Here is a 23,720-nt window from a genome sequence, read left to right on the forward strand (position 1 = left end):
GAGACATGGCGCTCAAAACCTTCAAGCCGGTAACGCCGAGCCTTCGCCAGCTCGTCATCGTCGACCGCTCGTCCCTGTACAAGGGCAAGCCGGTCAAGACGCTGACCGAAGGCAAGTCGGAGGCGGGCGGCCGCAACAATACGGGTCGCATCACCGTGCGCTTCCGCGGCGGCGGCCACAAGCAGGCCTACCGCCTCGTCGACTTCAAGCGCAGCAAGCGCGACGTGGCGGCGACGGTCGAGCGTATCGAGTACGACCCGAACCGGACGGCGTTCATCGCCCTCATCAAGTATGAGGACGGCGAGGTCAGCTACATTCTCGCCCCGCAGCGTCTCGCGGTCGGTGACCAGGTGGTCGCCTCTAAGAGCGTGGACGTGAAGCCCGGCAACGCGGCTCCGCTCGGCAATCTGCCGGTCGGCACGATCGTGCACAACATCGAGATGAAGATCGGCAAGGGCGGCCAGATTGCCCGCTCGGCCGGCTCGTATGCGCAGATCGTCGGCCGCGACCAGGGCTACGTGATCATCCGCCTCAATTCGGGTGAGCAGCGTCTGATCCACGGCGAGTGCATGGGTACGGTCGGCGCCGTGTCGAACCCGGACCACATGAACACCAATCTCGGCAAGGCCGGTCGCAAGCGCTGGCTCGGTCGTCGTCCGCACAACCGCGGCGTCACGATGAACCCGGTCGATCATCCGCATGGCGGCGGCGAAGGCCGCACCTCGGGTGGACGTCATCCGGTCACGCCCTGGGGTTTCCCCACCAAGGGCAAGAAGACCCGGAAGAACAAGTCGACCACCAAGTTCATCGTGTCCAGCCGGCACGCCCGCAAGAAGTGAGCGAGGGAAACTGAACTATGTCTCGATCGGTCTGGAAAGGTCCGTTCGTCGACGGCTACCTCCTCAAGAAGGCGGATGCCGCGCGTGCGTCGGGTCGTCACGACGTCATCAAGATCTGGAGCCGCCGTTCCACAATCCTCCCGCAATTCGTGGGGATCACGTTCGGCGTCTATAACGGCAACAAGCACGTCCCGGTTTCTGTTTCCGAGGACATGGTGGGCCACAAGTTCGGCGAGTTCGCCCCGACCCGTACCTATTACGGGCATGCGGCGGACAAGAAAGCCAAGCGGAAGTAGAGGCAGGGTCATGGGAAAGGCAGCTCGTCCGCGCACGCTCGCGGATACGGAAGCCAAGGCGGTTGCGCGTAACCTTCGCGTCAGCCCCCAGAAGCTCAACCTCGTCGCCGGTCTTATCCGGGGCAAGAAGGTCGCGACCGCTCTGGCCGATCTTCAGTTCTCGCGCAAGCGGATCGCCGGCGACGTGAGGAAGTGCCTGGAATCGGCGATCGCCAATGCCGAGAACAATCATGAGCTCGACGTCGACGATCTGATCGTCGCCGAGGCGCATGTCGGCAAGGGCCTAGTCATGAAGCGCTTCGCGGCCCGCGCCCGTGGTCGTGCGAGCCGGATCGAGAAGCCGTTCTCGCATATCACCATCGTGGTGCGTGAAGTCGAGGAGAAGGCCTGATGGGTCAGAAGGTCAACCCGGTCGGGCTGCGGCTCGGCATCAACCGCACCTGGGATTCGCGCTGGTTCGCGGGCAAGGGCGAGTACGGCCAGCTGCTTCACGAGGATATCAAGATCCGTGAAGTGCTGCAGAAGATGCTGAAGCAGGCCGCGGTCTCCAAGATCGTGATCGAGCGTCCGCACAAGAAGTGCCGCGTCACCATCCACTCGGCTCGTCCGGGCGTGGTGATCGGCAAGAAGGGCGCGGACATCGACAAGCTGCGCAAGAAGGTTGCCGAGATGACCAACTCGGAAGTCTTCATCAACATCGTCGAGATTCGGAAGCCCGAAATTGACGCGCGCCTTGTCGCCGAATCGATTGCCCAGCAGCTCGAGCGCCGTGTGGCGTTCCGTCGCGCCATGAAGCGCGCGGTGCAGTCAGCGATGCGTCTGGGCGCGGAAGGCATTCGTATCAACTGCGCGGGCCGTCTCGGCGGCGCCGAAATCGCCCGTCTCGAATGGTATCGTGAAGGGCGCGTGCCGCTTCACACCTTGCGCGCGGACGTGGATTACGGTACGGCCACCGCCTTCACGACTTACGGCACCTGCGGTGTCAAGGTCTGGATCTTCAAGGGCGAGATCCTGGAGCACGATCCGATGGCGCAGGATAAGCGCCAGGCGGAAAGTGAATCTTCGGGTGGTCGCTCGTCTCGCCGCGACGCGGCGTGAACAGAGTGATGAAGGAATAAGAGGCGCGACATGCTGCAACCAAAGCGCACGAAGTTCCGCAAGCAGTTCAAAGGCCGTATCCACGGCGTTGCGAAAGGCGGAACTGACCTCAATTTCGGCCAGTTCGGGCTCAAGGCCCTGGAGCCGGAGCGCGTGACCGCGCGTCAGATCGAAGCCGCGCGTCGCGCGCTCACCCGTCACATGAAGCGTGCGGGCCGGGTGTGGATCCGCGTGTTCCCTGACGTGCCGGTGTCTTCGAAGCCGACCGAAGTCCGCATGGGTAAGGGTAAAGGCGCGCCCGACTATTGGGCCGCCAAGATCAAGCCCGGCCGCATCATGTTCGAGATCGATGGCGTGAGCCAGGATATCGCCCGTGAAGCGCTTCGGCTGGCGGCAGCCAAGCTGCCGATCAAGACGCGTTTCGTCGAACGCATCGCTGAGTGACGGAGGGACAAATGACAAAGGCTTCCGACATTCGGACGAAGACTGCGGACGAGCTGCAGGACCAGCTGCTGGGCCTCAAGAAGGAGCAGTTCAACCTGCGCTTCCAGAAGGCTACCGGCCAGCTCGAGAACACGTCGAGGGTTCGTCAGATCCGCCGCGATATCGCGCGGGTCAAGACGATCCAGGCGCAGAAGGTCGCTTCGGCGGCCAAGGCTAAGTGAGGAGAGGGCGATGCCGAAGCGTTTGCTGCAGGGCGTCGTGGTGAGCGACAAGCAGGACAAGACCGTCGTGGTCCGGGTCGAGCGCCGTTTCACCCATCCGCTGCTGAAGAAGACCGTCCGCCGTTCCAAGAAGTACCATGCCCATGATGAGGGCAACGCTTGGAAGGAAGGCGACACCGTCTGGATCGAGGAGCACCGCCCCTTGTCCAAGCTCAAGAACTGGATCGTTGTCCAGGGCGAGAAGCGGGCTGAAGTCTGAGCGCCCGGAAACGGGATTGAGGGGCGCGCGCCGGTGACGGCTGCGCGCGGTTTTTGCGAGAAATAGGTGCGTCATGATCCAGATGCAGACCAATCTCGACGTGGCGGACAATTCCGGTGCGCGTCGCGTCATGTGCATCAAGGTGCTTGGCGGTTCGAAGCGCAAGTATGCCCATGTCGGTGACATCATCGTGGTGTCGGTGAAGGAAGCTATCCCGCGCGGCCGCGTGAAAAAGGGCGACGTGATGAAGGCGGTTGTGGTTCGCACAGCCAAGGACATTCGTCGCGTGGATGGTTCGGTGATTCGTTTCGACCGTAATGCGGCCGTGCTGATCAACAACAACAAGGAGCCGGTCGGCACCCGTATCTTCGGGCCGGTTCCGCGCGAGCTTCGCGCCAAGAACCACATGAAGATCATCTCGCTGGCGCCGGAGGTGCTTTGATGGCCGCTAAGATCAAGAAGGGCGACAAGGTCGTCATTCTCACCGGCCGCGACAAGGGTCGCACGGGCGAGGTGTTCGAGGTGCTCCCCAAGGAAGGCAAGGCGCGCGTGCGCGGTGCCAACCTCGTGAAGCGTCACCAGCGGCAGAGCGCGAACCAGGAAGGCGGGATCATCTCCAAGGAGGCCCCGATCAACCTGTCGAATATCGCGATCGCCGATCCGAAGGATGGCAAGCCGACCCGCGTCGGTTTCCTTGTGCAGGCAGATGGCACCAAGGTGCGCGTCGCCAAGCGCTCGGGGGAGAAGATCGATGGCTGAGACCAGCTACAGCCCGCGGATGAAGTCCCTCTATGAGGACGTCGTCCGCAAGCAGATGATCGAGCAGTTCGGCTATAAGAACCCCATGGAAGTGCCGACGATCGACAAGATCGTCATCAACATGGGTGTTGGCGAGGCGACGGCCGATACGAAGAAGGTGACGACTGCGGCTGCGGATCTGGCGTTGATCGCCGGCCAGCGCCCGGTGGTCACCCGCGCCCGCAACGCGATCTCGAACTTCAAGCTGCGCGAGAACCAGCCGGTCGGCGCGAAGGTCACCCTTCGCAAGACCCGCATGTTCGAGTTCGTGGACCGGCTGGTGAACATCGCCCTGCCGCGCGTCCGCGATTTCCGCGGCCTGAACCCGAAGAGCTTCGACGGTCGCGGCAATTTCGCGCTCGGCATCAAGGAGCATATCGTGTTCCCTGAGATCAACTACGACAAGGTTGATCAGATGTGGGGCATGGACATCATCGTCTGCACGACGGCGAAGACGGACGAGGAAGCGCGCGCGCTTCTGAAGGCCTTCAACTTCCCGTTCCGTCAGTAAGCATCCCCTTCCGGCTGTGGGGCGGGAGCCCCAAACGCGGAGACTAGGAGCAAGATCATATGGCCAAGAAGAGCTCGGTCGAGAAGAACGAACACCGCCGGAAGCTCGTTAAGAGCTATGCCGGCAAGCGTTCGCGTCTCAAGGCCTTGGTGAGCAACAAGGAACTGCCGATCGAGGAGCGCTTCGCGGCGGTCCTCAAGCTGGCGGAGTTGCCCCGCAATTCGGCGAAGGTTCGCATTCGCAACCGGTGCGAGATCACCGGGCGTCCGCGCGCCTATTACCGCAAGATGAAGATGAGCCGTATCGCGCTGCGCGAGCTCGGTTCGCAGGGCCAGATTCCTGGCCTCGTCAAGTCGAGCTGGTGAGGAGGGTCGAACATGTCTACGACTGATCCGATCGGCGATCTGATTACCCGCATCCGCAACGCCCAGATGCGTCGCAAGGAAAAGATCTCCACGCCGGGCTCGCGTCTGCGCGCCAGCGTGCTGGAGGTCCTCGCGGCCGAGGGTTACATCCGCGGCTATTCGGCTTCCGAGCCCGTCAACGGCCGTACCGAGTTCGAGATCGAGCTCAAGTACTTCGATGGCGAGCCGGTGATCCGTGAGATTGCGCGCGTCTCCAAGCCGGGTCGGCGGGTTTATTCGTCCGTCAAGACCCTTCCCCGCGTCGCCAACGGCCTTGGCGTCGCTGTCGTCTCCACGCCGCAGGGCGTGATGGCGGACCACGAAGCCCGCGACAAGAACGTGGGCGGCGAGGTCCTCTTCACGGTCTTCTGATCGGGGAGGAGAGAGAGCACATGTCCAAGATCGGTAAAGCACCCATCACCATTCCGGCCGGCGTCACGGCGTCGGTTGACGGCCAGACGGTGACGGTGAAGGGCCCCAAGGGGTCCCTCGAAACCAAAGTCGTCGACGAGATCGCGGTGAAGATGGAGGACGGGGCTATCCTGTTCTCCCTCAACGGCGAGACCAACCGCCACAAGGCGATGTGGGGCCTTTCCCGCACGCTGGTGGCCAACCTGGTCGAAGGCGTCACCAAGGGCTTCGAGAAGAAGCTCGAGATCAGCGGCGTCGGCTATCGCGCCGCCGTGCAGGGCAAGAACCTCAGCCTGGCGCTGGGCTTCAGCCACGACGTGAACTATGCGATCCCGGAAGGGATCCAGATCGTCACGCCGAAGCCGACCGAGATCGTCGTGAGCGGCATCGACCGCCAGAAGGTCGGTCAGGTCGCCGCCGAGATTCGCGACTATCGCGGTCCCGAGCCCTACAAGGGCAAGGGCGTGAAGTACGCGGGTGAGTTCATCTTCCGCAAGGAAGGCAAGAAGAAGTAACGGACCCGAACCATGGCACAGTATCAGGACGCTACCGAGCGCCGTAAGGCGCGTGTCCGTCGTGCTCTCCGCACGACGGCGAACGGGCGGCCGCGCCTTTCGGTGCATCGCTCGTCGAAGCACATCTATGCGCAGGTCATCGACGATGCGCGCGGCGTGACGCTTGCGTCCGCCTCGACGCTTGAGAAGACCCTGCGGGAAAGCCTGAAGACCGGCGCGGATGTCGCCGCGGCGCAGGCGATCGGCAAGCTCGTGGCGGAACGCGCCGTCGCAGCCGGTGTGAAGGACGTGGTCTTCGACCGCGGCGCCTTCATCTATCACGGCCGCGTCAAGGCGCTCGCCGAGGCCGCCCGTGAGGGCGGTCTCAACTTCTGAGATCACGAGCGGGATCCCCCCGCAGAACGACGAGGATATGATCATGGCTCGTGAACGTGAGCGTGAACGCGAGGATCGCGACAACACGTTCGTGGACAAGCTGGTCCACATCAATCGTGTCGCGAAGGTTGTGAAGGGTGGCCGTCGCTTCGGCTTCGCCGCCTTGGTGGTTGTCGGCGACCAGAAGGGTCGCGTCGGCTTCGGCCACGGCAAGGCGCGTGAAGTGCCGGAAGCCATCCGAAAGGCGACGGAAGCCGCCAAGCGCGCGCTGATCCGCGTGCCGCTGCGCGAAGGCCGTACCCTGCATCATGACGTGCATGGCCATCATGGCGCCGGCAAGGTCATCCTGCGCGCGGCTCCGGCCGGTACGGGCATCATCGCCGGCGGCCCCATGCGCGCCGTCTTCGAGACGCTCGGCATGCAGGACGTGGTGGCGAAGTCTTTCGGCTCGTCCAACCCGTACAACATGGTCCGTGCGACCTTCGAGGCCCTGAAGAACCAGGACAGCCCGCGTCTTGTCGCGGCGCGCCGCAGCCTCAAGGTCTCGCAGCTTCAGTCGCGCCGTCGCGTCGACGACGCCGAAGCGACCGACTGACGCCTGAGTGGTAGGGAAGCTAATCATGGCGAACAGCAGCAACACGGTTACGGTCGAGCAGACCGGCAGCCCGATCCGCCGGCCCCAGGCTCAGCGGGCGACGCTGATCGGTCTCGGCCTCAATAAGCTCGGGCGTCGCTCGACGCTTGAAGACACCCCGGCGGTACGTGGCATGATCTACAAGGTCCGCCACCTCGTCCGCGTCGTCGAAGCGTGACGGCGCTGTAGGAGACTGGCGATGAGCATCCTTAACGAGATCAAGGACAATTCCGGCGCCCGCAAGAAGCGCATGCGCGTCGGCCGCGGCATCGGTTCGGGCAAGGGCAAGACCGCGGGCCGCGGCGTGAAGGGTCAGACCTCGCGTACCGGCGTCGCGATCAAGGGCTTCGAGGGCGGCCAGATGCCGATCCATCGGCGCCTGCCCAAGCGCGGCTTCACCAACATCTTCGCGCTGGATTGGAACGAGGTTTCCCTCGGCCGCATCCAGACCGCGATCGATGCGGGCAAGCTGGACGGCAAGGCGGCGATCACCCAGGCGGCGCTGGTCGAGGCGGGCGTCCTGCGCCGCGCCAAGGACGGCGTGCGCGTGCTGGGTTCGGGCGAGCTGACCGCCAAGGTCACGCTGGAAGTGTCCCATGCCACCAAGTCGGCTGTCGAAGCGATTGAAAAGGCTGGCGGCACTCTGACGCTCCTGGCGTCGAAGGCCAAGACCGGCAAGACCAAGACTGGCGAAACGGCGGCCTGACGCTTAAGTCAGGTCTTACCGAATTTTCAGGGCACAGACGAGGAGCGGAGCCACCATGGCCTCGGCAGCAGAACAGCTCGCGGCAAACCTCAACTTCGGTGCTCTGGCAAAAGCCGACGAACTGAAGAAGCGCATCTGGTTCACCCTGGGTGCGCTTCTCGTTTATCGGCTGGGCACCTATATTCCGATGCCCGGGATCAATCCCGACGCGCTCGCCGACGTGTTCCGCACGGCGCAGCAGGGCATCATCGGCCTTTTCAACATGTTCTCGGGCGGCGCGGTTTCGCGCATGGCGATCTTCGCCCTGAACATCATGCCCTACATCTCGGCCTCCATCATCATCCAGCTCCTCACCACCGTCTCCCCGACGCTGGAAGCGCTGAAGAAGGAAGGCGAGTCGGGCCGCAAGCAGATCAACCAGTATACGCGCTACCTCACCGTGGTGCTCGCCGTGTTCCAGTCCTATGGCATCGCGGTCGGGCTTGAAGGTTCCGGCGCCGTGGTGGCCGATCCCGGTTGGTTCTTCCGCATCTCCACCGTGATCACGCTAACCGGCGGCACGATGTTCCTGATGTGGCTGGGCGAGCAGATCACCTCGCGCGGCATCGGCAACGGCATCTCGCTGATCATCTTCGCCGGCATCGTGGCGGAACTGCCTTCCGCCATCGCCAACACGCTGGAACTCGGCCGCCAGGGCGCGCTCTCCACCGGCATCATCCTCGCGGTGATCCTGATGGCCGCTGCGGTGATCATGTTCATCGTGTTCATGGAGCGTGCGCAGCGCCGGCTGCTGATCCAGTACCCGAAGCGCCAGGTCGGCAATAAGGTGTATGAGGGCCAGTCCTCGCACCTTCCGCTGAAGCTCAACACCTCGGGCGTCATCCCGCCGATCTTCGCGTCGTCGCTGCTGCTCATCCCCACCACGGTGGCGAGCTTCACGCAGGGCCAGGGTCCGGGCTGGCTCACCACGGTGACGACGCTCATCGGCCACGGGCAGCCGCTGTTCATGCTGCTCTACGTGCTGCTGATCGTGTTCTTCTGCTTCTTCTACACCGCCATCGTGTTCAACCCGACCGAGACGGCGGACAATCTGAAGAAGCATGGCGGCTTCGTGCCGGGCATCCGTCCGGGCGAGCGCACGGCCGAGTACATCGACTATGTGCTGACTCGCATTACCGTCATCGGTGCCGCTTACCTTGCGATCGTGTGCCTCTTCCCGGAGATTCTCATCTCCTATGCCGCGGTTCCGTTCTACTTCGGCGGCACCTCGCTGCTGATCGTGGTGAGCGTGACCATGGATACGGTGGCCCAGGTTCAGGGTCATCTGCTGGCGCACCAGTATGAGGGGCTGGTCAAGAAGGCCAAGCTCAAGGGGAAGCGCCGATGAGGCTAATACTGCTCGGACCTCCGGGGGCGGGGAAGGGCACGCAGGCGCAGCGTCTGGTCGCGCGCCATGGCATCGTGCAGCTCTCGACCGGCGACATGCTGCGCGAAGCCGTCCGTGATGGCACGCCGATCGGCCTGAAGGCGAAGGCGGTGATGGATGCCGGCAACCTGGTCTCGGACGAGATCGTGATCGGCATCATCTCCGAGCGAATCGACCAGCAGGACTGCGGCAAGGGCTTCATCCTCGACGGTTTTCCCCGCACGGTCGCGCAGGCCGAGGCACTCGACCGCATTCTCGCGGAGAAGGGCCTCAAGCTCGACGCCGTGATCGAGCTCAGGGTCGACCAGGACAAGCTGGTCCACCGCATCGTCCAGCGCGCCAAGGAAACCGCGGCGCGCGGCGAGCCGGTACGGCGGGATGACGATCCGGAAGTCTTCAAGACCCGGCTCGACGCCTTCAATCGCGACACCGCCGTGGTCGCTCCCTACTATGCCGAGCGCGGCATGCTGGCGACGATCGACGGCATGAAGCCGATCGATGACGTGACCAAGGCGATCTCGGACGTTCTCGAAATGGTCTGAGTGGTTAAGCGTGCGGCTTGACATGAGGGCGGAATCGCTCTATGTGCCGCGCTTCACTTATGCGGGTGCCGCCCATCGACATCATTCGCTGATGTCGGGCGGCCTCGTGCGTAGTTCCTGCAAGGCCGGCCTCCACCGGATGCAGGCATTTTTCTCACCGGCTTGTCCGGTTCACATGGAGTGAGCGACTTGGCTCGTATCGCAGGCGTTAACATCCCGACCAACAAGCGCGTCATCATTGCGCTTCAGTATATTCACGGCATCGGCGCCAAGAATGCCGCTGAGATCGTTGAGAAGGTCGGCATTCCGGTCGAGCGTCGGGTGAACCAGCTCACCGACCAGGAAGTGCTTCAGATCCGCGAGACGATCGATCGCGACTATCTGGTCGAGGGCGACCTGCGTCGCGAAGTCTCGATGAACATCAAGCGCCTGATGGACCTCGGCTGCTATCGCGGCCTGCGGCATCGTCGTGGCCTGCCGGTGCGTGGTCAGCGGACCCACACCAATGCCCGTACCCGCAAGGGTCCGGCCAAGGCGATCGCCGGCAAGAAGAAGTGATCTGAGCGGGCGCAAGCCCGCTTATTCGCGCCGGCGCCTCGCGCGGCCGGCGCATTCGTTTTGCATACTGTCCCGAGCGCCTGGAATGACGGGCGCGCCCGAAGGATCCGAGGTCTATGGCTAAAGAAGCTGCCCGCATTAAGCGCCGTGAGCGCAAGAACATCGCCTCCGGCGTCGCGCATGTGAATGCGTCGTTCAACAACACCATGATCACCATCACCGACGCGCAGGGCAACACCATTGCCTGGTCGTCGGCGGGTGCCATGGGCTTCAAGGGTTCGCGCAAGTCCACGCCGTATGCGGCGCAGGTTGCCGCCGAGGATTGCGCCCGCAAGGCCGCCGATCACGGCATGCGCACCATCGAAGTCGAGGTCTCCGGTCCCGGTTCGGGCCGTGAATCGGCGCTTCGTGCCTTCCAGGCGGCGGGTTTCACCGTGACGTCGATCCGCGACGTGACGCCGATCCCGCACAATGGCTGCCGTCCGCGCAAGCGTCGGCGCGTCTGACGCCTAATCATCCAGCGGCGCTTCGGGCGCCGCAGGGGCCGCTGCATCTGGCCTTCCTCCTCCCGCCGGTGGGGGGAAGTTGCCGGGCAGGGAGTCCGGGGCACCGTCGAAACCAAGGGTGACGTCGTGATTCAAAAGAATTGGCAAGAGCTGATCAAGCCCGAGAAGCTTGAGGTCGCCCTCGGCAGCGATCCGAAGCGTCTTGCGACCGTGGTCGCCGAGCCGCTCGAGCGTGGCTTCGGCCAGACGCTCGGCAATGCGCTGCGTCGCATCCTGCTGTCGTCGCTGCAGGGCGCGGCGGTGACCTCCGTGCATATTGACGGCGTGCTGCACGAATTCTCGTCGATCCCGGGCGTGCGCGAGGATGTGACCGACATCGTCCTCAACATCAAGGACATCGCCATCAAGATGGCGGGCGATGGCCCCAAGCGCATGGTCGTGAAGAAGCAGGGTCCGGGCGTCGTCACCGCCGGCGACATCCAGACCGTGGGCGACGTCCAGGTGCTGAACCCCGAGCTGGTGCTGTGCACCCTCGACGACGGCGCTGAAATCCGCATGGAGTTCACCGTCGACACCGGCAAGGGCTATGTTGCGGCCGACCGCAATCGCCCCGAGGACGCGCCGATCGGTCTCATTCCGGTCGACAGCCTCTATTCGCCGGTGAAGAAGGTCTCCTACAAGGTCGAGAACACCCGCGAGGGCCAGATTCTCGATTACGACAAGTTGACCCTGACCATCGAGACCAACGGTTCGGTGGGCCCCGAGGATGCGCTGGCCTATGCTGCGCGCATCCTGCAGGACCAGCTCGAAATCTTCGTCAACTTCGAAGAGCCCAAGCGCGAGACGGAAAGCCCTGTCATGCAGGAGCTGCCCTTCAACCCCGCGCTGCTCAAGAAGGTGGACGAGCTGGAGCTCTCGGTTCGTTCCGCGAACTGCCTGAAGAACGACAACATCGTCTATATCGGCGACCTGATCCAGAAGACCGAGGCGGAGATGCTCCGTACCCCGAACTTCGGCCGCAAGTCGCTGAACGAGATCAAGGAAGTTCTCGCCAGCATGGGCCTGCACCTCGGCATGGAAGTGCCGGGCTGGCCGCCCGAGAACATCGAGGATCTCGCCAAGCGGTTCGAAGATCACTACTGAGCATTGAGCGCGGCGTTCGAGCCGTCACCCGTATCTCCCGGCTCGAAAGCCGCCGCATTTTAGGAATTTTGCCATGAACCACGGCAAGACATATCGCAAGTTCAACCGCACGGCCGAACACCGCAAGGCGATGTTCGCCAACATGGCGCAGGCCCTGCTCACCCACGAGCAGATCATGACCACTCTGCCCAAGGCGAAGGATCTTCGCCCGGTGGTGGAGAAGCTGATCACCCTCGGCAAGCGTGGCGGCCTTCACGCCCGCCGCCAGGCGATCGCCGAAGTGCGCGACGTCGCGGTCGTGCGCAAGCTCTTCGACGTGATCGGCCCGCGCTACAAGGAACGCAATGGCGGCTACATCCGCATCATCAAGGCGGGCTTCCGCCATGGTGACAACGCGGCCATCGCGGTGATCGAGCTGGTCGATCGTGATGAGTCGGCCAAGGGCGCCGCCGACCTGGCCCGCCACGAGGCCGCCAAGTCCGAGGAAGCCGCCGCCGCGTGATCGCGACGGAAGCTGGACGATAAATTTCGGATTGGGGCGGCTTGGCCGCCCCTTTTCTTTGTGGTGCCGCGCCGGGGTCCTGCAGAACACCGAGCCTCGCATCACGGCCCTTCCTACGCCACAGGGCGGGGATTATATCTGGCGTCATGAAACGCTTTGCCCTCATCGCCGCCTCGCTTCTCGTCGCTGCCCCGGCGCTCGCCCAGGCTCCCGCCGCCGGCGGCCCGCGCGTACCCGCCTCACGCGCCGAAATCGGCCTCAGCTTCGCCCCTGTCGTCGCCCGCACGGCGCCGGCCATCGTCAACGTCTATGCGCTGAAGACCGCGCAGCGGAACAACCCGCTGCTGGAGGACCCGTTCTTCCGGCGCTTCTTCGGCGATCGGGGAGGGCCGGATGTGCCCGGCCTGGACATGCCGCGCGAGCGGATCCAGCGTTCGCTGGGTTCGGGCGTGCTGGTGGACCCATCCGGCATCGTTGTCACCAATAACCACGTCATTGACGGCGCCGACGAAATCCGCCTGTCGCTGGCCGACAAGCGCGAATTCGATGCCGAGGTAGTGCTGCGTGATCCGCGCACGGATATCGCCATCCTGCGAATCAAGGAAGGAAAGGGCGATTTCCCCTCAGCGGTCCTCGGCTCGTCGGATGACCTTCAGGTGGGCGACATCGTACTCGCGATCGGCAACCCGTTTGGCGTCGGCCAGACGGTGACGCAGGGGATCGTCTCGGCACTCGCCCGCACCCAGCGGGGAATCACCGATTACGGCTTCTTCGTCCAGACCGATGCGGCTATCAATCCCGGCAATTCCGGCGGCGCTCTGGTGGACGGGGCGGGACGTGTGGTCGGCATCAACACGGCCATCTTCTCGCGATCCGGCGGCTCGCAGGGCATCGGCTTCGCCATCCCGGCCGACATGGTGCGGGTGGTGCTGCAGTCGGCGATGTCGGGCAGCACGGTGGTGCGTCGTCCGTGGCTGGGTGCCGATCTCCAGCAGGTGACGCCCGATATCGCCGAAGGGCTCGACGTGGTGCGCCCCACCGGGGCGTTGGTGCAGAACATTTTCCCGGGCAGCCCGGCGTCGAAGGCCGATTTGCGTGCCGGCGACCTCATTGTCACGGTGGCTGGGCAGGAGGTCGACGATCCGGACGCCTTCGGCTACCGATTCGCCACGCGTCCGCTGGGGGGCACCGTCGACCTCGGGATCGTCCGGCAGGGCAAGCCGGTGACGGTCAAGGTCGCGCTGGAGGCAGCGCCCGAGACGGTGCCGCGGGACGAGGTCACCCTGGCCGGTCGCTCGCCCCTGTCGGGGGCGACGGTGGTCAACCTCTCGCCGGCGGTGATCGAGGAGATGCGCACCATCGACGCTATCAAGGGCGTGGTGATTCTGTCTGTCGAAGAGGGGTCGCCCGCCGAGCGCACGAGCTTCCGCCCCGGCGACGTCATCATGGACATCAACGGCACCGCCATCGCGACGACGGCCGATCTCCAGCGGATCACCCGCGTGCCAGCAAGGGCGTGGCGGGTGACGCTCCAGCGCGGCGGGCGGGTCATCTCCGCCCTGCTGCCGGGTTGAGGCGGCCTTGTCCGACCTCTTCGCTTCCGCCGGACTGGACGGCTCCGCCCCTCGGCCGCTTGCCGACCGGCTGCGCCCGCAGAAGCTCGCCGAGGTGGTGGGCCAGGAACACCTGACGGGCGAGGGGGGCGCGCTCACGCGCATGATCGCCAATCGCTCGCTCGGCTCGCTCATCTTCTGGGGCCCGCCGGGCACCGGGAAGACCACGGTGGCGCGGCTGCTGGCGCGCGAGACCAGCCTGCATTTCGAGCAGGTGTCGGCCATCTTCACCGGCGTCGCCGATTTGAAGAAGGTGTTCGAGGCAGCGCGCGGGCGCCGGGCGATCGGGCAGGGCACGCTGCTCTTCGTCGATGAGATCCACCGCTTCAACCGCGCCCAGCAGGACGGCTTCCTCCCGGTGATGGAGGACGGCACCATCACGCTGATCGGCGCGACGACGGAGAACCCGTCCTTCGAACTGAACGCGGCGCTGCTGTCGCGGGCGCGCGTGCTGGTGTTCAAGTCGCTCGACGCGGACGCCATCGAGCGGCTTCTGCAGCGGGCCGAGGAACTGGAGGGCCGCCGCCTGCCGCTCGACCCGGAGGCGCGCGGCGCGCTGGCCGGCATGGCCGACGGCGACGGGCGCTATCTGCTCGGCCTGGCGGAGGAACTGCTATCGCTGCCGGACGGGCCGGATCTCGACATTGCCGGCCTTGCCGCGACCATGCAGAAGCGCGCGCCGATCTACGACAAGGGGCAGGACGAGCACTATAATCTGCTGAGCTGCTTCCATAAGAGCCTGCGCGGTTCCGATGTGAACGGCGCCATGTACTGGGCCGCGCGCATGCTGACGGGCGGCGAGGACCCCGGCACGGTGTTCCGCCGCCTGTGCTGCGCGGCCTCGGAGGATGTCGGCATGGCCGACCCGCAGGCAATGCCGCAGGTGGTGGCGGCGTGGACGGCCTTCGAGCGTGTCGGCTGGCCGGAGGGGCGCCTGTTTCTGGCGCAGGCCATCGCCTATGTGGCGACGGCGCCCAAATCCAACGCCGCCTATTCCGCCTTCAACGCGGCCCTGGCCCTGGCGCAAAAGACCGGATCGCTGCCGCCGCCCAAGCACATACTGAACGCGCCGACCAAGCTGATGAAAGAGCTCGGCTACCACGCCGGCTACCAGTACGATCACGATTTTCCCGATGCGTTTTCGGGACAAGAGTTCTTTCCCGAAGAATTCGCCGGCGATCCCCGGGCAGACTTCTACACGCCGAACGAACGCGGCTTCGAGCGCGAGGTGAAGAAGCGCCTGGAGTATTGGGCGCGGCTCCGGACGGAACGCCAGGGCGGCACATAGATCGGGACGAGCAAACAGGCGGGCTGGCGGGTGCAAGGCATTCTTCTCATCTTCATCGGCGCCGGCATTGGCGGCGTGCTGCGCAACGCGCTGGGCATGGCGGCCATGCGGATTTTCGGCATGGGCTTTCCCTACGGGACCATGGCGATCAACATCATCGGCAGTTTCACCATCGGCATCGTCGCCGGATGGCTGACCTTCATGGCGAGCGGCGCCTGGACCATGCATGCGCGCGCCTTCATCATCACCGGCATTCTCGGTGGGTTCACCACCTTCTCGACCTTCTCGCTCGACACGGCGCTGCTGGTGGAACGTGGCGACACGGGGCTTGCGGCGCTCTATGTCGGCGGCTCTGTCGCGCTGTCGCTGGCCGGCGTGTTCGGCGGGCTGGCGCTGATGCGCGCTCTCGCCTGACGCTCGCGCGTGACGCGGGGCCTTGTCTCGGCTATGTGCTGGGGCGAGGAGTATCCATATCATGGCCGTTGAGACACGCCGCGTCGACGCGGATGAAGAGGGCATGCGGCTCGACCGCTGGTTCAAGTCGCATTTCCCCGACCTTTCCTTCGGCCACCTGCAGAAGCTGCTGCGCAGCGGGCAGGTGCGGGTGGAGGGCGGCCGGGTGAAGACCAATACCCGCCTTTCCGCCGGCCAGAGCATCCGCATTCCGCCGCTGGAGGAGAAGCCGCAACTCTCCGCCGCCGAGCATCTGGAAGCGGAGGAGGCCAAGGCACGCGGCGAGGCGCCCCCGCCGCGCGCGACCCGGTCCGCGCCTTCCGCCGATGGCGAAGCGGACATCGCGGCGCCGGCGGTGCGGCGCTCCAGCAGCGACGACAAGGACTTCCGCGCCCTCAAGGACATGACGCTTTACGAGGACCGCGACGTGCTGGTGCTCAACAAGCCGTTCGGCCTTGCCGTGCAGGGTGGCTCCGGCACCTTCCGCCATGTCGACGGCATGCTGGAGGCGCTGCGCGGCGATGACGGCCAGAAGCCGCGCCTCGTCCACCGCATCGACAAGGACACGTCCGGCATCCTGCTGGTGGCGAAGACCCGCCTGTCGGCGTCGACGCTCGCCAAGACCTTCCGCTCGCGCTCGGCCCGCAAGGTCTACTGGGCGCTCGTGCCGGGCGTGCCGCGCCCCGCGCAGGGCCGTATCTCGACCTATCTCGCCAAGGACGAGGCGGCCGAAAAAATGCGCGTCGCCCGCCATGGCGACGACGAGGCAAGCCACGCGATTTCCTATTACGCCGTGGTGGACCACGCGGCGCAGAAACTCGCCTGGCTGTCGATGAAGCCGGTGACCGGCCGCACCCACCAACTGCGCGCCCACGCCGCCCATATCGGCCATCCCATCGTCGGCGACCCGAAATATTTCGACATCGAGAACTGGCCGCTGCCGGGCGGGCTGCAGAATCGCCTGCACCTGCTGGCGCGCCGCCTGGTCATCCCGCATCCGCGCGGCGGCGACCGGCTTATCGACGTTTCGGCACCTCTGCCGCCGCACATGCAGCAGAGCTGGAACGTGCTTGGCTTCGATGCCAGCCAGTACGACCCGATCGTCGACGCGCCGGAAAGCTGAGGCTGCGGCCGAGCCATGCGGCCGCCGGTGGCGGCTGGTCTGTTCGCGCTCGCGATGCGGATGGCGCGCGGGCGGGCGATGGGGTAGGCAGGTCGCGACCGGTCCCTGTGGATGTTTCGCATGCTGTGCCCCGTCTTCCGTGCCGCCCTCCCGCTGGCCTTGAGCCTGTGCCTTGCCGCCCCCGCGCGGGCCGCGCCCGATTGCGCGGGCAGGCTCGGCACCTCCCGGGTCATGGAGGTCGATCCGGTCGGTCTTCAGGTTGGAACCAAGCACTTTCCGCAGACTCTCGACCTCGCCGACCACGAAGTCGTGCTCACCTTCGACGACGGCCCGTTGCCCGGTACGACGCCGGCCGTCCTGAAGGCGCTGGCGCACGAATGTGTGCGGGCGACCTTCTTCGTCATCGGGCGGAACGCGGCCGCTCATCCGGACCTTCTGCGCCGCGAGATCGCCGAGGGGCATACGGTGGGCCATCACAGCATGACCCATCCGATGACGCTGGCCGATATCCCCTATGACAAGGCCGTGGCGGATATCGAGAAAGGGCTGAAGGCGGACGACAAGGCCGCTTATGGCGCCGCCGGTACGCGTCCCCGCGTGCCTTTCTTCCGCTTTCCGGGATTCGGGTCGTCACCCGAACTGCTGGCCTATCTCGGGCAGCGTGGGATCGGCGTTTTCGGCGCGGATCTCTGGGCCTCCGACTGGAACCTGATGACGCCGGAGGCGCAGCTCACTCTGGTCATGGGCCGCCTCGACCATGCGGGACGGGGCATCATTCTCTTCCACGATACGCGCGAGCAGACGGCAAAGATGCTGCCGGCCTTCCTCAGCGCGCTGAAGGAGAAGGGCTACCGCGTCGTGCATATCGTGCCGCCGCCCCCGCAGACGGCTGCGGCGCCGTAGAGGGCCGGCATCACGGCAGGATGACGCCCGTCCTGGTGTAGAAGTGCCCCTCCAGCCGGCCATCCTTCATGACCTCGTGTTCCATCACCTCGCCCGTGCTGCGGAAATGGGCGGCCCGCATGGGGTTCTCGAGCTGGCCCCGTGCGACGGCGAACAGCACGGCTGGCCGCCCTCGGAGAGTATTGGCGGGATACCAGTAGCCATACATGAGACCGGGCTGGCCAAGGACGGCCCGGCCGACGGAGTTGCCGCGGCCCCTCGCATCGCCCTTGCCGTAGAACGCCAGTTCGCTGGCGATGTTGTAGGCATCGAGGCCGATCAGCAGCGGTTCCTGACCCGTGGCGTGCCTGACATCGCCGGCGATGCCGGCTGCCTGCTGGCCGAAGTCGCGCCAGGCCACCGGCACCGTTGGAAAACGCGGGACATCTCCCAATCCGGGCAGTCCGGCGACCAGATAGCTGAGGCCGATGCCGTAGACCACCAGGCTGATGGCGAGCGTGGGGCCCCAGGCGCGACGCATGCGCCGCTCGAAGGCGGAAGCCGGTGACACGATGCCGGCGGCGAGCGCCGGCAGCACCGCAAGCCAGAGCGGACCGGTCCAGTTCAGCCTCGCCATGTGAAACAGGCTGAAGGCGATGAAGACGGACAGCGGCACTAGCGTGAAGATGGCGACGAAGCTGACCCTGTCGCGGCCTTCCCCGCTCATCGGCTTCGGCCCTGCCGACCGTAGGCGCGGCCAAAGGGCGATCAGCGCGGCAGCCAGCCCGGTCGGCGTGAGCAGGGCGGCAAGGCTGAGCAGCAGTTCCGGTAGCGAGAAACGAACCACGCCCTCTATGCGGCGTGTGCTCTGGAAGGCAAAGGAGGCGAAGCCGTTCTCCAGGTTCCAGACGATGACCGGCAGGAAGATGACGAGTGCGAGGGCGGCGGCGAGATAGGGCTCGGGACGCCGCAACCAGACGCGTGCGCGCGCCTCGACCAGCATGAACAGCACGCTTGCCGGAACGAGCAGCACGATGGTGTATTTCGACAGCATGCCCAGGCCCAGGCAGATGCCGACGCCCAACCAGGCCCTTCGCTCGCCGCCGCACAGGGCGCGCTGGAGAAAGTACAGCGCTCCCGCCCAGCACGCCGTGAGCGGCGCATCGGGTGTCATCACCAGCCCGGTCGCGAAGAAGAACGGCAGGGTCGCGACCAGAAGCACGCTGACCAGAGCCGCCGACCTGCCGAACAGCTGCTGCGCGAGGCGAAAGCTGAAGAACGCCGTTACGCCCCAGCCAAACCATGCGGCAATGCGCACGCCGAATTCGTTGTCGCCGAACAGGTGGGTTCCGCCCCAGATCAGCCAGGCGACCATTGGCGGGTGGTCGAGATAGCCGATGTCGAGGTGCTGGGCGTAGTCCCAGTAATAGGCCTCCTGTGGCAGCAGATCGGCGACCCCGAGGAAAAGCAGGCGCAGCACAATCGCATAGCCGGCCGCCGCAATGACCGCCACACGCCATTGGAGGGCCCCCGAGAGCCCCGTTCTCGCCGGCGGAAAGGCGAACAGGGCTGTGCCGACCGAGGTCACGAGGGCTGTGCCGGCCATGGCGAGCAGGATCGACAGGGGCGCGGGCACGTTCGCGAAACGGCTGGCACATGCCAGGATCCCGATGCGCAGGGAGAGCGCCAGGAGGGCGACGGCGAGATAGCGCGCGTAACGCTCGAACGCGGGGTGCCGCCCGGTCGCAAGGGCATTGGCGGTCGTCCAGCGCACATTCAGCGCATAGTTCGACAGGCTGGCGAGGCAGAAGCTCGCGAGCTGCGCGCCGGCAAGTCCGACGCCGATGAAGATAAGGATGCGGAAGGCCAGGAAATCGACCAGCAGGGCGGCGCTGCCGAAAATCGCAGAGCGCGTGGCCCACTCGGCGCCTCCCACAAGGGCGAAAAGCCGCCGCACAGGCGCCGCCCCCCGGCCCGGTTCAGTCTTCGACGTGCCGTCGACACGTTCCAGCGAGATGATCGGCACGTCACGCAGCCCCGATGCCGGGCCGCGCTGGGCGAGCGGATACGGCCCCAGCCCGGCTGTGATCGGCCGCGCGTCGCCCGCCGGTTCCGTGCTGCTGCAATTGCCGGCTATTCGCCGCACGGCGTTCTGTGCCGTTCATCGTCTCACCCGCTCAACCGTGCCGTCGGGGAGTGGCGATGGGCCAATCTTCCCCGTTCTCTCCACGAGATTCAGTCAGAAATGCTGACAGGAGGCTGTCGATTTCTCCCGCTGAGGCGGCTGACGATCGACAATCAGGGGAGTTGCGCTGGAGCGGAGGGCGGGTGGAGGGCTTACGGGCAATGTCGGCCGCTCCACGGGCGAGCCTTCACGGCCCTCGACGAGCCCGGCACCGATGGTGAGTTAAATGCTCCGCAGCAAGCTCAACGCGGTCAGTTCGTTCAGTGTCGCGCCGCGCATGGGGAGCGGAGAGCTTGGGCAAAGCCTTCGCGGCATTCATGCCGACGCCGGGATTGGTTGATGCGCGCTGCGGTGATTACACCTAAAGCGCTGTGGGGTCGCCGAGCCGCCTGCGGTCTCGACGCGTGTCGAGCATGAGATCGCGCAGGCGCCGCCCGAAGGGGTGACCCACTGCCCGATCATCCCGCGACACAGTAGGCCGCGGCAACAGCCCAGCCCCGCTACCCTCGCCCATTCTGCCAGACGGCGGGGGCACTCCTTCTCCAACTGAGGGGGCGGCCGTATTACCTAGAACCTGTAGTTGAGGCCGATCTTGACCGCCTGGAACGCGGCCGAGTTCGAGGCGTCTCGGCCGTCGGCGATGGTGGAAGAGCCGATCACGTCCTCATAGACCGGCCGCTCGACCAGATCGCACCACCGGCCCCCGAGGAGGCCGCATGCGGTCTGGTTGCGCACCACCCAGGCGGTGCCCACCTGCTTCGAATAGGTCTTGGTCACCCCCGAGCGCGCCTTCCAGAACGTGAAACTCTCGGCATCGAAGCCGGCGAAGGAGTACTCGGCCTTGACCGACCACCGGTCGTCGATGGCGTATTCCGCACCGGCGCCGAGGGTGAAGCCGGTCCGGGTCTGTCTGGCCGTCTCGGAAAAGCTGATCTCCGTCCGGGTTCCGCCGGGATTGTTCGCGTCCGCAAAGTTGCTGATGTACTGCGTCCGCGTCTCGGTTTCGCGCAGGAAGGCGACGCCCGCCGTGCCGTAGACCAGCCACTGGTCGGTGAACGCGTAGCCAGCCTTCGCGCGGAGGGTCGTCATCCAGTCGAAAGAATAGTCGGTCTGGGCTTCCTGCATGCGATTGGCGATCAGGGCGGCGCCCTCTGTGGCACCGAGGACACCCGAACTTCCCATGCCGGCATGAAGATAGTCGGCCTCGGCACCGATCACGAAGCCATTGGCGAACTGGTAGCTATAGCCGAGCTGCCCGCCCCAAATTCCGCCGCTGAAGGTTTCATCCGCAGATTCCGCGAAGGCACGGGACGCGTAGCTGCCATCCGCCAGCGTCGTGGTGCCGTCGACCGAGCCGAAGCCGTAGCCGACCGAGCCGCCGGCGTAGAGGCCGGTCCAGCGCTCGCCATTGGCGCGCAGGTGGAAAGGCAGCGGGGCCATCGGCTCGTCGCTGCCGAAGGTGCCCGTGAGCGTCGCCATGAAGGTGCGGCCGGGGGCCGGCATATCGGTGTTGTTCAGCGCATCGACATAATAGGTGTCGAGCAGGTTCTGCACGCTGACATCGAGCGTCAGATTGCTGTTCAGCTTCCATTGGGCGAAGGCGTCGACCACCGTGTAGGGCTCCCACACCTTCGTCACCCAGGCAAAGAAGCCGCTATCGGCCTCGACCGGCACCAGCCGCTCGCTCATGTAAGTGACGCGCCCGCCCAGCGTCAGCCGTTCGTCGAAGAAGCGGGCACCGGCGGTGACCGACGCGGTGAAGCGCGGCGGGATCTGGTTGGTGAGGTAGTCTGCGGACAGGGTGTAGTCGGTGCACAGGCCGTTCGTCTGGCAGGCCTCGAAATCGGTGTAGTAGTTGACGCCGAAATCGGCGAAGACCCGGCCCGTGTCGTAGCGTCCGGAAAATTCGACGCCCTTGAAGCGCACGAAGTCGTAGTTGAACAGGCCCATATAGCCGGTGAATTCGCGGCCGATGTAATTGTCGGTGGTGTTGTCGAAATAGGCGAGCTTCAGCCGCAGCTTGTCGCCCGTCATCAGCACGTCCTCGCGCATCAGATTGGTGCCGAATTCCCAGTTGCTGGCTTCCTCTGCCTCCAGTGCCGCGTTGAAGATCTGGTCGCTCCGGGTCTGGCTGGCCTCGCGCACGCTCGGCGGCCGGATGCCGGCCTGGTATTGGCCATAGAGCTGCCAGCCCTCGAACGGTGTCACGACGATGCTGGCGCTCGGGCTGAAGCCGTCGCCGGAATAGCCGGAGAAGGCATCGCCCGGCGTGCCGGCGGTCGTGATGCCGTTGAAGGATGTGTTGTAGGTCAGGTATTCCACGCCGGCACTCAGTTCGAGCCAGGTGGCCGGCTCCCACTTCACCCGCGCGAAGAGCGCGCCAACCTCCCGCTCGCCATTGGCCGGAATGGCCCAGAGCGCCACGTCGGAGGGGTTGTAGGCCTGGGTAGGCCGCGCATTCTCATACACGTAGCTGCCGCCATAGCTCAGCGCGAGCGGCATGTCGGCGACGACGAAGCGCGACGTATTGCTGGCATTCACGCCGACATTTTCCGACTGCTGCTCGAGCTTCGGCGTCTTCCCGAGGGAGGCGAAGACATTGGTCTCGTCGGTGAGCGAAGCATAGGCGTCGATCCTGAGGTCGACGAGGTCGTTGTCGACCGGCGTGTAATTATAGCGCAGCGTGGCTTGGCTGATCTCGACCGAGCTCAGCGGAATCTGCCAGGTCGTCTTGTTGCCGGCGGTGATCAGCGACGGCGACACCTCGCCGAACTCATTGCCGTAATAGAGATAGCCGATTTGAAGCTGCTGCTCGTCGGTGGGGCGGAAGGTGGCCTTCAGCAGCGTCGAGGTCACGTCTTCCGAGGTGTTGTAGACGAGTTGGCCACGCCCGTAATTCGACAGAGGCACCTCGCTGCGGAGGTAGTCGGTGGTAGTGAGGGACCCCTGCGTGCCAGCGAAGTAATTGCCGCTCTGGCGCCGCACGAAAGCGCCCACGAGATCGACGTTCTCCTCCCGCACCGCCAGCGCGAAGCTGCCATTGGTGATAGCGGCTCCGTCGCTGTCGCCGAACACCGCCGCCGTCTCGCCGACCAAGGGAGCAACCGAATTGGTGCTGAGCCCGGTACGCGCACGCACGCCCCAGCGCTCCCCGGCCTGAAGGGTGTCCTCGACGTTCAGCGTCTCCATGGCGATGGTGCCGCCGATGGCGCCAGCCACAGCGCCGTCCGGGCCTTTGGTGACGGTGATGCCGGAAATCAGATCAGGGTCGACATAGGTACGGCTGTCGATACCGGAATAGCCGCGATAGCTCGACGTGGATTGCTGCGAACCGTCGATCGTCGTCGCGACGCGGTTCTGGCCCTGCAGGCCGCGAATGTTTGGGTCGATCGAGGCGCCATTATTGCCGCCGCCAGAAATGACGCCCGGCGTGCCCTGGAACAGCGCGCCGGCGGTCTGCGGCGGGAAGCGCTCGATCTCCTCACTGGAAATGTAGTTGGTGGAGCCTGCGGTTTCGAACGGCAGGTCGGCGGGCGTGCCGGCACCGGTGACGTCGATCGTGCCGAGTTCGATTGCACCGTCGGCCGCGTTATCCGTGCGGCCCGACACCGGCGCGGAGATGGTCACAAGGGTTGGGTTGGTGAAGGCATAGGTCAGCCCGCTCCCGCCAAGCAGCCGGGCCAGCGCCTCCTCCGGCGAAAAGCTCCCGCGCAGCACCGGGGACATCCGCCCGGCGGTGAGCGAGGCCGGATAGGCGAACGTGATGCCGGTCTGGCGGGCGAAGGCAGTCAGAGCCGTCCCGAGCGGCTGGGCGGGAATGTCAAAGCTGTTCCGCGCCGCGCTCGACTGTTGCGCCTGGGCGGTAGCAACGTGCGCCAGGACCAGCATCGTTGTTGCCACGAGGCATGCCCGCAGAATTCCAGTCCGCCCCTTTAAGCCCGCCATAGTCCTGTCTCCGCTCGCGTGAAGAGGGACGTGTTCTGCCGGG

General features: G+C 65.3%; 30 protein-coding genes. 28 read left to right on the plus strand and 2 right to left on the minus strand.

Annotation, left to right across the window (positions count from 1 at the left end):
• Positions 1–5: 5 nt before the first annotated feature.
• From rplB to ACQY76_RS16890, 28 genes are all read left to right on the plus strand, one after another.
• On the plus strand, positions 6–839 hold the full coding sequence (gene rplB, locus ACQY76_RS16755) for a 50S ribosomal protein L2 (RefSeq protein ID WP_428029852.1): 834 nt from the start codon (positions 6–8) through the stop codon (positions 837–839).
• A 17-nt stretch (positions 840–856) separates the two neighbouring features.
• Positions 857–1,135 carry a 30S ribosomal protein S19 gene (rpsS, locus tag ACQY76_RS16760; RefSeq protein WP_018390604.1) on the plus strand — a complete coding sequence of 93 codons (279 nt, stop codon included), beginning with the start codon at positions 857–859 and terminating at the stop codon, positions 1,133–1,135.
• Between the two features lie 10 nt (positions 1,136–1,145).
• A complete protein-coding gene (gene rplV / locus ACQY76_RS16765) occupies positions 1,146–1,526 on the plus strand; it encodes a 50S ribosomal protein L22 (RefSeq protein WP_428029853.1) in 381 nt (126 codons plus the stop codon).
• On the plus strand, positions 1,526–2,233 hold the full coding sequence (rpsC, locus tag ACQY76_RS16770; protein WP_428029854.1) for a 30S ribosomal protein S3: 708 nt from the start codon (positions 1,526–1,528) through the stop codon (positions 2,231–2,233). The genes rplV and rpsC overlap by 1 nt, the downstream gene beginning before the upstream one ends.
• A 30-nt stretch (positions 2,234–2,263) precedes the next feature.
• Positions 2,264–2,677 carry a 50S ribosomal protein L16 gene (gene rplP / locus ACQY76_RS16775; RefSeq protein WP_018390607.1) on the plus strand — a complete coding sequence of 138 codons (414 nt, stop codon included), beginning with the start codon at positions 2,264–2,266 and terminating at the stop codon, positions 2,675–2,677.
• A gap of 11 nt (positions 2,678–2,688) precedes the next feature.
• Entirely contained in the window at positions 2,689–2,898 is a 210-nt protein-coding gene (gene rpmC / locus ACQY76_RS16780) for a 50S ribosomal protein L29 (protein WP_428029855.1), read from the plus strand.
• A gap of 10 nt (positions 2,899–2,908) precedes the next feature.
• On the plus strand, positions 2,909–3,157 hold the full coding sequence (gene rpsQ / locus ACQY76_RS16785) for a 30S ribosomal protein S17 (RefSeq protein WP_183189293.1): 249 nt from the start codon (positions 2,909–2,911) through the stop codon (positions 3,155–3,157).
• A 73-nt stretch (positions 3,158–3,230) separates the two neighbouring features.
• Complete coding sequence (gene rplN, locus ACQY76_RS16790; protein ID WP_018390610.1) at positions 3,231–3,599, plus strand: 50S ribosomal protein L14; 369 nt, start codon at positions 3,231–3,233, stop codon at positions 3,597–3,599.
• Positions 3,599–3,916 carry a 50S ribosomal protein L24 gene (gene rplX, locus ACQY76_RS16795; RefSeq protein WP_428029856.1) on the plus strand — a complete coding sequence of 106 codons (318 nt, stop codon included), beginning with the start codon at positions 3,599–3,601 and terminating at the stop codon, positions 3,914–3,916. The genes rplN and rplX overlap by 1 nt, the downstream gene beginning before the upstream one ends.
• The gene (gene rplE / locus ACQY76_RS16800) at positions 3,909–4,466 is read left to right on the plus strand and encodes a 50S ribosomal protein L5 (protein ID WP_428029857.1); all 558 of its coding nucleotides are present in this window, start codon (positions 3,909–3,911) and stop codon (positions 4,464–4,466) included. The genes rplX and rplE overlap by 8 nt, the downstream gene beginning before the upstream one ends.
• 59 nt (positions 4,467–4,525) lie before the next feature.
• A complete protein-coding gene (rpsN, locus tag ACQY76_RS16805) occupies positions 4,526–4,831 on the plus strand; it encodes a 30S ribosomal protein S14 (RefSeq protein WP_428029858.1) in 306 nt (101 codons plus the stop codon).
• A gap of 12 nt (positions 4,832–4,843) precedes the next feature.
• Positions 4,844–5,242: a 30S ribosomal protein S8 gene (gene rpsH, locus ACQY76_RS16810; RefSeq protein WP_428029859.1), complete on the plus strand. Its 399-nt coding sequence runs from the start codon at positions 4,844–4,846 to the stop codon at positions 5,240–5,242.
• Between the two features lie 20 nt (positions 5,243–5,262).
• Entirely contained in the window at positions 5,263–5,796 is a 534-nt protein-coding gene (rplF, locus tag ACQY76_RS16815) for a 50S ribosomal protein L6 (RefSeq protein ID WP_428029860.1), read from the plus strand.
• A gap of 12 nt (positions 5,797–5,808) precedes the next feature.
• Positions 5,809–6,171: a 50S ribosomal protein L18 gene (gene rplR, locus ACQY76_RS16820; protein ID WP_428029861.1), complete on the plus strand. Its 363-nt coding sequence runs from the start codon at positions 5,809–5,811 to the stop codon at positions 6,169–6,171.
• Positions 6,172–6,214: 43 nt separating this feature from the next.
• Positions 6,215–6,766: a 30S ribosomal protein S5 gene (gene rpsE, locus ACQY76_RS16825; protein WP_013166279.1), complete on the plus strand. Its 552-nt coding sequence runs from the start codon at positions 6,215–6,217 to the stop codon at positions 6,764–6,766.
• Positions 6,767–6,791: 25 nt separating this feature from the next.
• Positions 6,792–6,983, plus strand: a complete 192-nt coding sequence (gene rpmD, locus ACQY76_RS16830) for a 50S ribosomal protein L30 (RefSeq protein WP_428029862.1) — start codon at positions 6,792–6,794, stop codon at positions 6,981–6,983.
• Positions 6,984–7,004: 21 nt separating this feature from the next.
• Positions 7,005–7,511, plus strand: coding sequence for a 50S ribosomal protein L15 (gene rplO, locus ACQY76_RS16835; protein WP_428029863.1), 507 nt, complete (start codon positions 7,005–7,007; stop codon positions 7,509–7,511).
• Between the two features lie 55 nt (positions 7,512–7,566).
• Positions 7,567–8,898 (plus strand): preprotein translocase subunit SecY, encoded by a 1,332-nt coding sequence (secY, locus tag ACQY76_RS16840; protein ID WP_428029864.1) that lies wholly within the window; start codon positions 7,567–7,569, stop codon positions 8,896–8,898.
• The gene (locus tag ACQY76_RS16845; protein WP_428029865.1) at positions 8,895–9,479 is read left to right on the plus strand and encodes an adenylate kinase; all 585 of its coding nucleotides are present in this window, start codon (positions 8,895–8,897) and stop codon (positions 9,477–9,479) included. Before secY ends, ACQY76_RS16845 begins: the two co-directional genes overlap by 4 nt.
• 189 nt (positions 9,480–9,668) lie before the next feature.
• A complete protein-coding gene (gene rpsM / locus ACQY76_RS16850) occupies positions 9,669–10,037 on the plus strand; it encodes a 30S ribosomal protein S13 (protein ID WP_091444477.1) in 369 nt (122 codons plus the stop codon).
• 116 nt (positions 10,038–10,153) lie between these two features.
• A complete protein-coding gene (gene rpsK / locus ACQY76_RS16855) occupies positions 10,154–10,543 on the plus strand; it encodes a 30S ribosomal protein S11 (RefSeq protein WP_018390623.1) in 390 nt (129 codons plus the stop codon).
• Positions 10,544–10,669: 126 nt separating this feature from the next.
• A complete protein-coding gene (locus ACQY76_RS16860; RefSeq protein ID WP_428029866.1) occupies positions 10,670–11,686 on the plus strand; it encodes a DNA-directed RNA polymerase subunit alpha in 1,017 nt (338 codons plus the stop codon).
• A gap of 73 nt (positions 11,687–11,759) precedes the next feature.
• Positions 11,760–12,188, plus strand: coding sequence for a 50S ribosomal protein L17 (rplQ, locus tag ACQY76_RS16865; protein ID WP_428029867.1), 429 nt, complete (start codon positions 11,760–11,762; stop codon positions 12,186–12,188).
• 146 nt (positions 12,189–12,334) lie between these two features.
• Positions 12,335–13,762: a DegQ family serine endoprotease gene (locus tag ACQY76_RS16870; protein ID WP_428029868.1), complete on the plus strand. Its 1,428-nt coding sequence runs from the start codon at positions 12,335–12,337 to the stop codon at positions 13,760–13,762.
• Between the two features lie 7 nt (positions 13,763–13,769).
• On the plus strand, positions 13,770–15,089 hold the full coding sequence (locus ACQY76_RS16875) for a replication-associated recombination protein A (RefSeq protein ID WP_428029869.1): 1,320 nt from the start codon (positions 13,770–13,772) through the stop codon (positions 15,087–15,089).
• A gap of 30 nt (positions 15,090–15,119) precedes the next feature.
• On the plus strand, positions 15,120–15,503 hold the full coding sequence (gene crcB / locus ACQY76_RS16880) for a fluoride efflux transporter CrcB (protein WP_428029870.1): 384 nt from the start codon (positions 15,120–15,122) through the stop codon (positions 15,501–15,503).
• A 61-nt stretch (positions 15,504–15,564) separates the two neighbouring features.
• Positions 15,565–16,665 carry an RluA family pseudouridine synthase gene (locus tag ACQY76_RS16885; protein ID WP_428029871.1) on the plus strand — a complete coding sequence of 367 codons (1,101 nt, stop codon included), beginning with the start codon at positions 15,565–15,567 and terminating at the stop codon, positions 16,663–16,665.
• A gap of 120 nt (positions 16,666–16,785) precedes the next feature.
• Positions 16,786–17,568 carry a polysaccharide deacetylase family protein gene (locus tag ACQY76_RS16890; protein ID WP_428029872.1) on the plus strand — a complete coding sequence of 261 codons (783 nt, stop codon included), beginning with the start codon at positions 16,786–16,788 and terminating at the stop codon, positions 17,566–17,568.
• A 10-nt stretch (positions 17,569–17,578) separates the two neighbouring features.
• Here ACQY76_RS16890 and ACQY76_RS16895 read toward each other — a convergent pair whose 3' ends face one another.
• Together ACQY76_RS16895 and ACQY76_RS16900 are read right to left on the minus strand one after the other, a co-directional pair.
• Positions 17,579–19,693, minus strand: coding sequence for a glycosyltransferase family 39 protein (locus tag ACQY76_RS16895; RefSeq protein ID WP_428029873.1), 2,115 nt, complete (start codon positions 19,691–19,693; stop codon positions 17,579–17,581).
• A gap of 606 nt (positions 19,694–20,299) precedes the next feature.
• Positions 20,300–23,620: a TonB-dependent receptor domain-containing protein gene (locus ACQY76_RS16900; protein ID WP_428029874.1), complete on the minus strand. Its 3,321-nt coding sequence runs from the start codon at positions 23,618–23,620 to the stop codon at positions 20,300–20,302.
• Positions 23,621–23,720: the final 100 nt, after the last annotated feature.

The sequence above is a fragment of the Ancylobacter sp. genome (assembly GCF_965279025.1).
Lineage (GTDB): Bacteria > Pseudomonadota > Alphaproteobacteria > Rhizobiales > Xanthobacteraceae > Ancylobacter.

Coding starts and splice junctions, on each gene's coding strand:
- rplB (WP_428029852.1), top strand. CDS start 6: ATGGCGCTCAAAACCTTCAAGCCGGTAACGCCGAGCCTTCGCCAGCTC.
- rpsS (WP_018390604.1), top strand. CDS start 857: ATGTCTCGATCGGTCTGGAAAGGTCCGTTCGTCGACGGCTACCTCCTC.
- rplV (WP_428029853.1), top strand. CDS start 1,146: ATGGGAAAGGCAGCTCGTCCGCGCACGCTCGCGGATACGGAAGCCAAG.
- rpsC (WP_428029854.1), top strand. CDS start 1,526: ATGGGTCAGAAGGTCAACCCGGTCGGGCTGCGGCTCGGCATCAACCGC.
- rplP (WP_018390607.1), top strand. CDS start 2,264: ATGCTGCAACCAAAGCGCACGAAGTTCCGCAAGCAGTTCAAAGGCCGT.
- rpmC (WP_428029855.1), top strand. CDS start 2,689: ATGACAAAGGCTTCCGACATTCGGACGAAGACTGCGGACGAGCTGCAG.
- rpsQ (WP_183189293.1), top strand. CDS start 2,909: ATGCCGAAGCGTTTGCTGCAGGGCGTCGTGGTGAGCGACAAGCAGGAC.
- rplN (WP_018390610.1), top strand. CDS start 3,231: ATGATCCAGATGCAGACCAATCTCGACGTGGCGGACAATTCCGGTGCG.
- rplX (WP_428029856.1), top strand. CDS start 3,599: ATGGCCGCTAAGATCAAGAAGGGCGACAAGGTCGTCATTCTCACCGGC.
- rplE (WP_428029857.1), top strand. CDS start 3,909: ATGGCTGAGACCAGCTACAGCCCGCGGATGAAGTCCCTCTATGAGGAC.
- rpsN (WP_428029858.1), top strand. CDS start 4,526: ATGGCCAAGAAGAGCTCGGTCGAGAAGAACGAACACCGCCGGAAGCTC.
- rpsH (WP_428029859.1), top strand. CDS start 4,844: ATGTCTACGACTGATCCGATCGGCGATCTGATTACCCGCATCCGCAAC.
- rplF (WP_428029860.1), top strand. CDS start 5,263: ATGTCCAAGATCGGTAAAGCACCCATCACCATTCCGGCCGGCGTCACG.
- rplR (WP_428029861.1), top strand. CDS start 5,809: ATGGCACAGTATCAGGACGCTACCGAGCGCCGTAAGGCGCGTGTCCGT.
- rpsE (WP_013166279.1), top strand. CDS start 6,215: ATGGCTCGTGAACGTGAGCGTGAACGCGAGGATCGCGACAACACGTTC.
- rpmD (WP_428029862.1), top strand. CDS start 6,792: ATGGCGAACAGCAGCAACACGGTTACGGTCGAGCAGACCGGCAGCCCG.
- rplO (WP_428029863.1), top strand. CDS start 7,005: ATGAGCATCCTTAACGAGATCAAGGACAATTCCGGCGCCCGCAAGAAG.
- secY (WP_428029864.1), top strand. CDS start 7,567: ATGGCCTCGGCAGCAGAACAGCTCGCGGCAAACCTCAACTTCGGTGCT.
- ACQY76_RS16845 (WP_428029865.1), top strand. CDS start 8,895: ATGAGGCTAATACTGCTCGGACCTCCGGGGGCGGGGAAGGGCACGCAG.
- rpsK (WP_018390623.1), top strand. CDS start 10,154: ATGGCTAAAGAAGCTGCCCGCATTAAGCGCCGTGAGCGCAAGAACATC.
- rplQ (WP_428029867.1), top strand. CDS start 11,760: ATGAACCACGGCAAGACATATCGCAAGTTCAACCGCACGGCCGAACAC.
- ACQY76_RS16870 (WP_428029868.1), top strand. CDS start 12,335: ATGAAACGCTTTGCCCTCATCGCCGCCTCGCTTCTCGTCGCTGCCCCG.
- ACQY76_RS16885 (WP_428029871.1), top strand. CDS start 15,565: ATGGCCGTTGAGACACGCCGCGTCGACGCGGATGAAGAGGGCATGCGG.
- ACQY76_RS16890 (WP_428029872.1), top strand. CDS start 16,786: ATGCTGTGCCCCGTCTTCCGTGCCGCCCTCCCGCTGGCCTTGAGCCTG.
- ACQY76_RS16900 (WP_428029874.1), bottom strand. CDS start 23,620: ATGCTGGTCCTGGCGCACGTTGCTACCGCCCAGGCGCAACAGTCGAGC.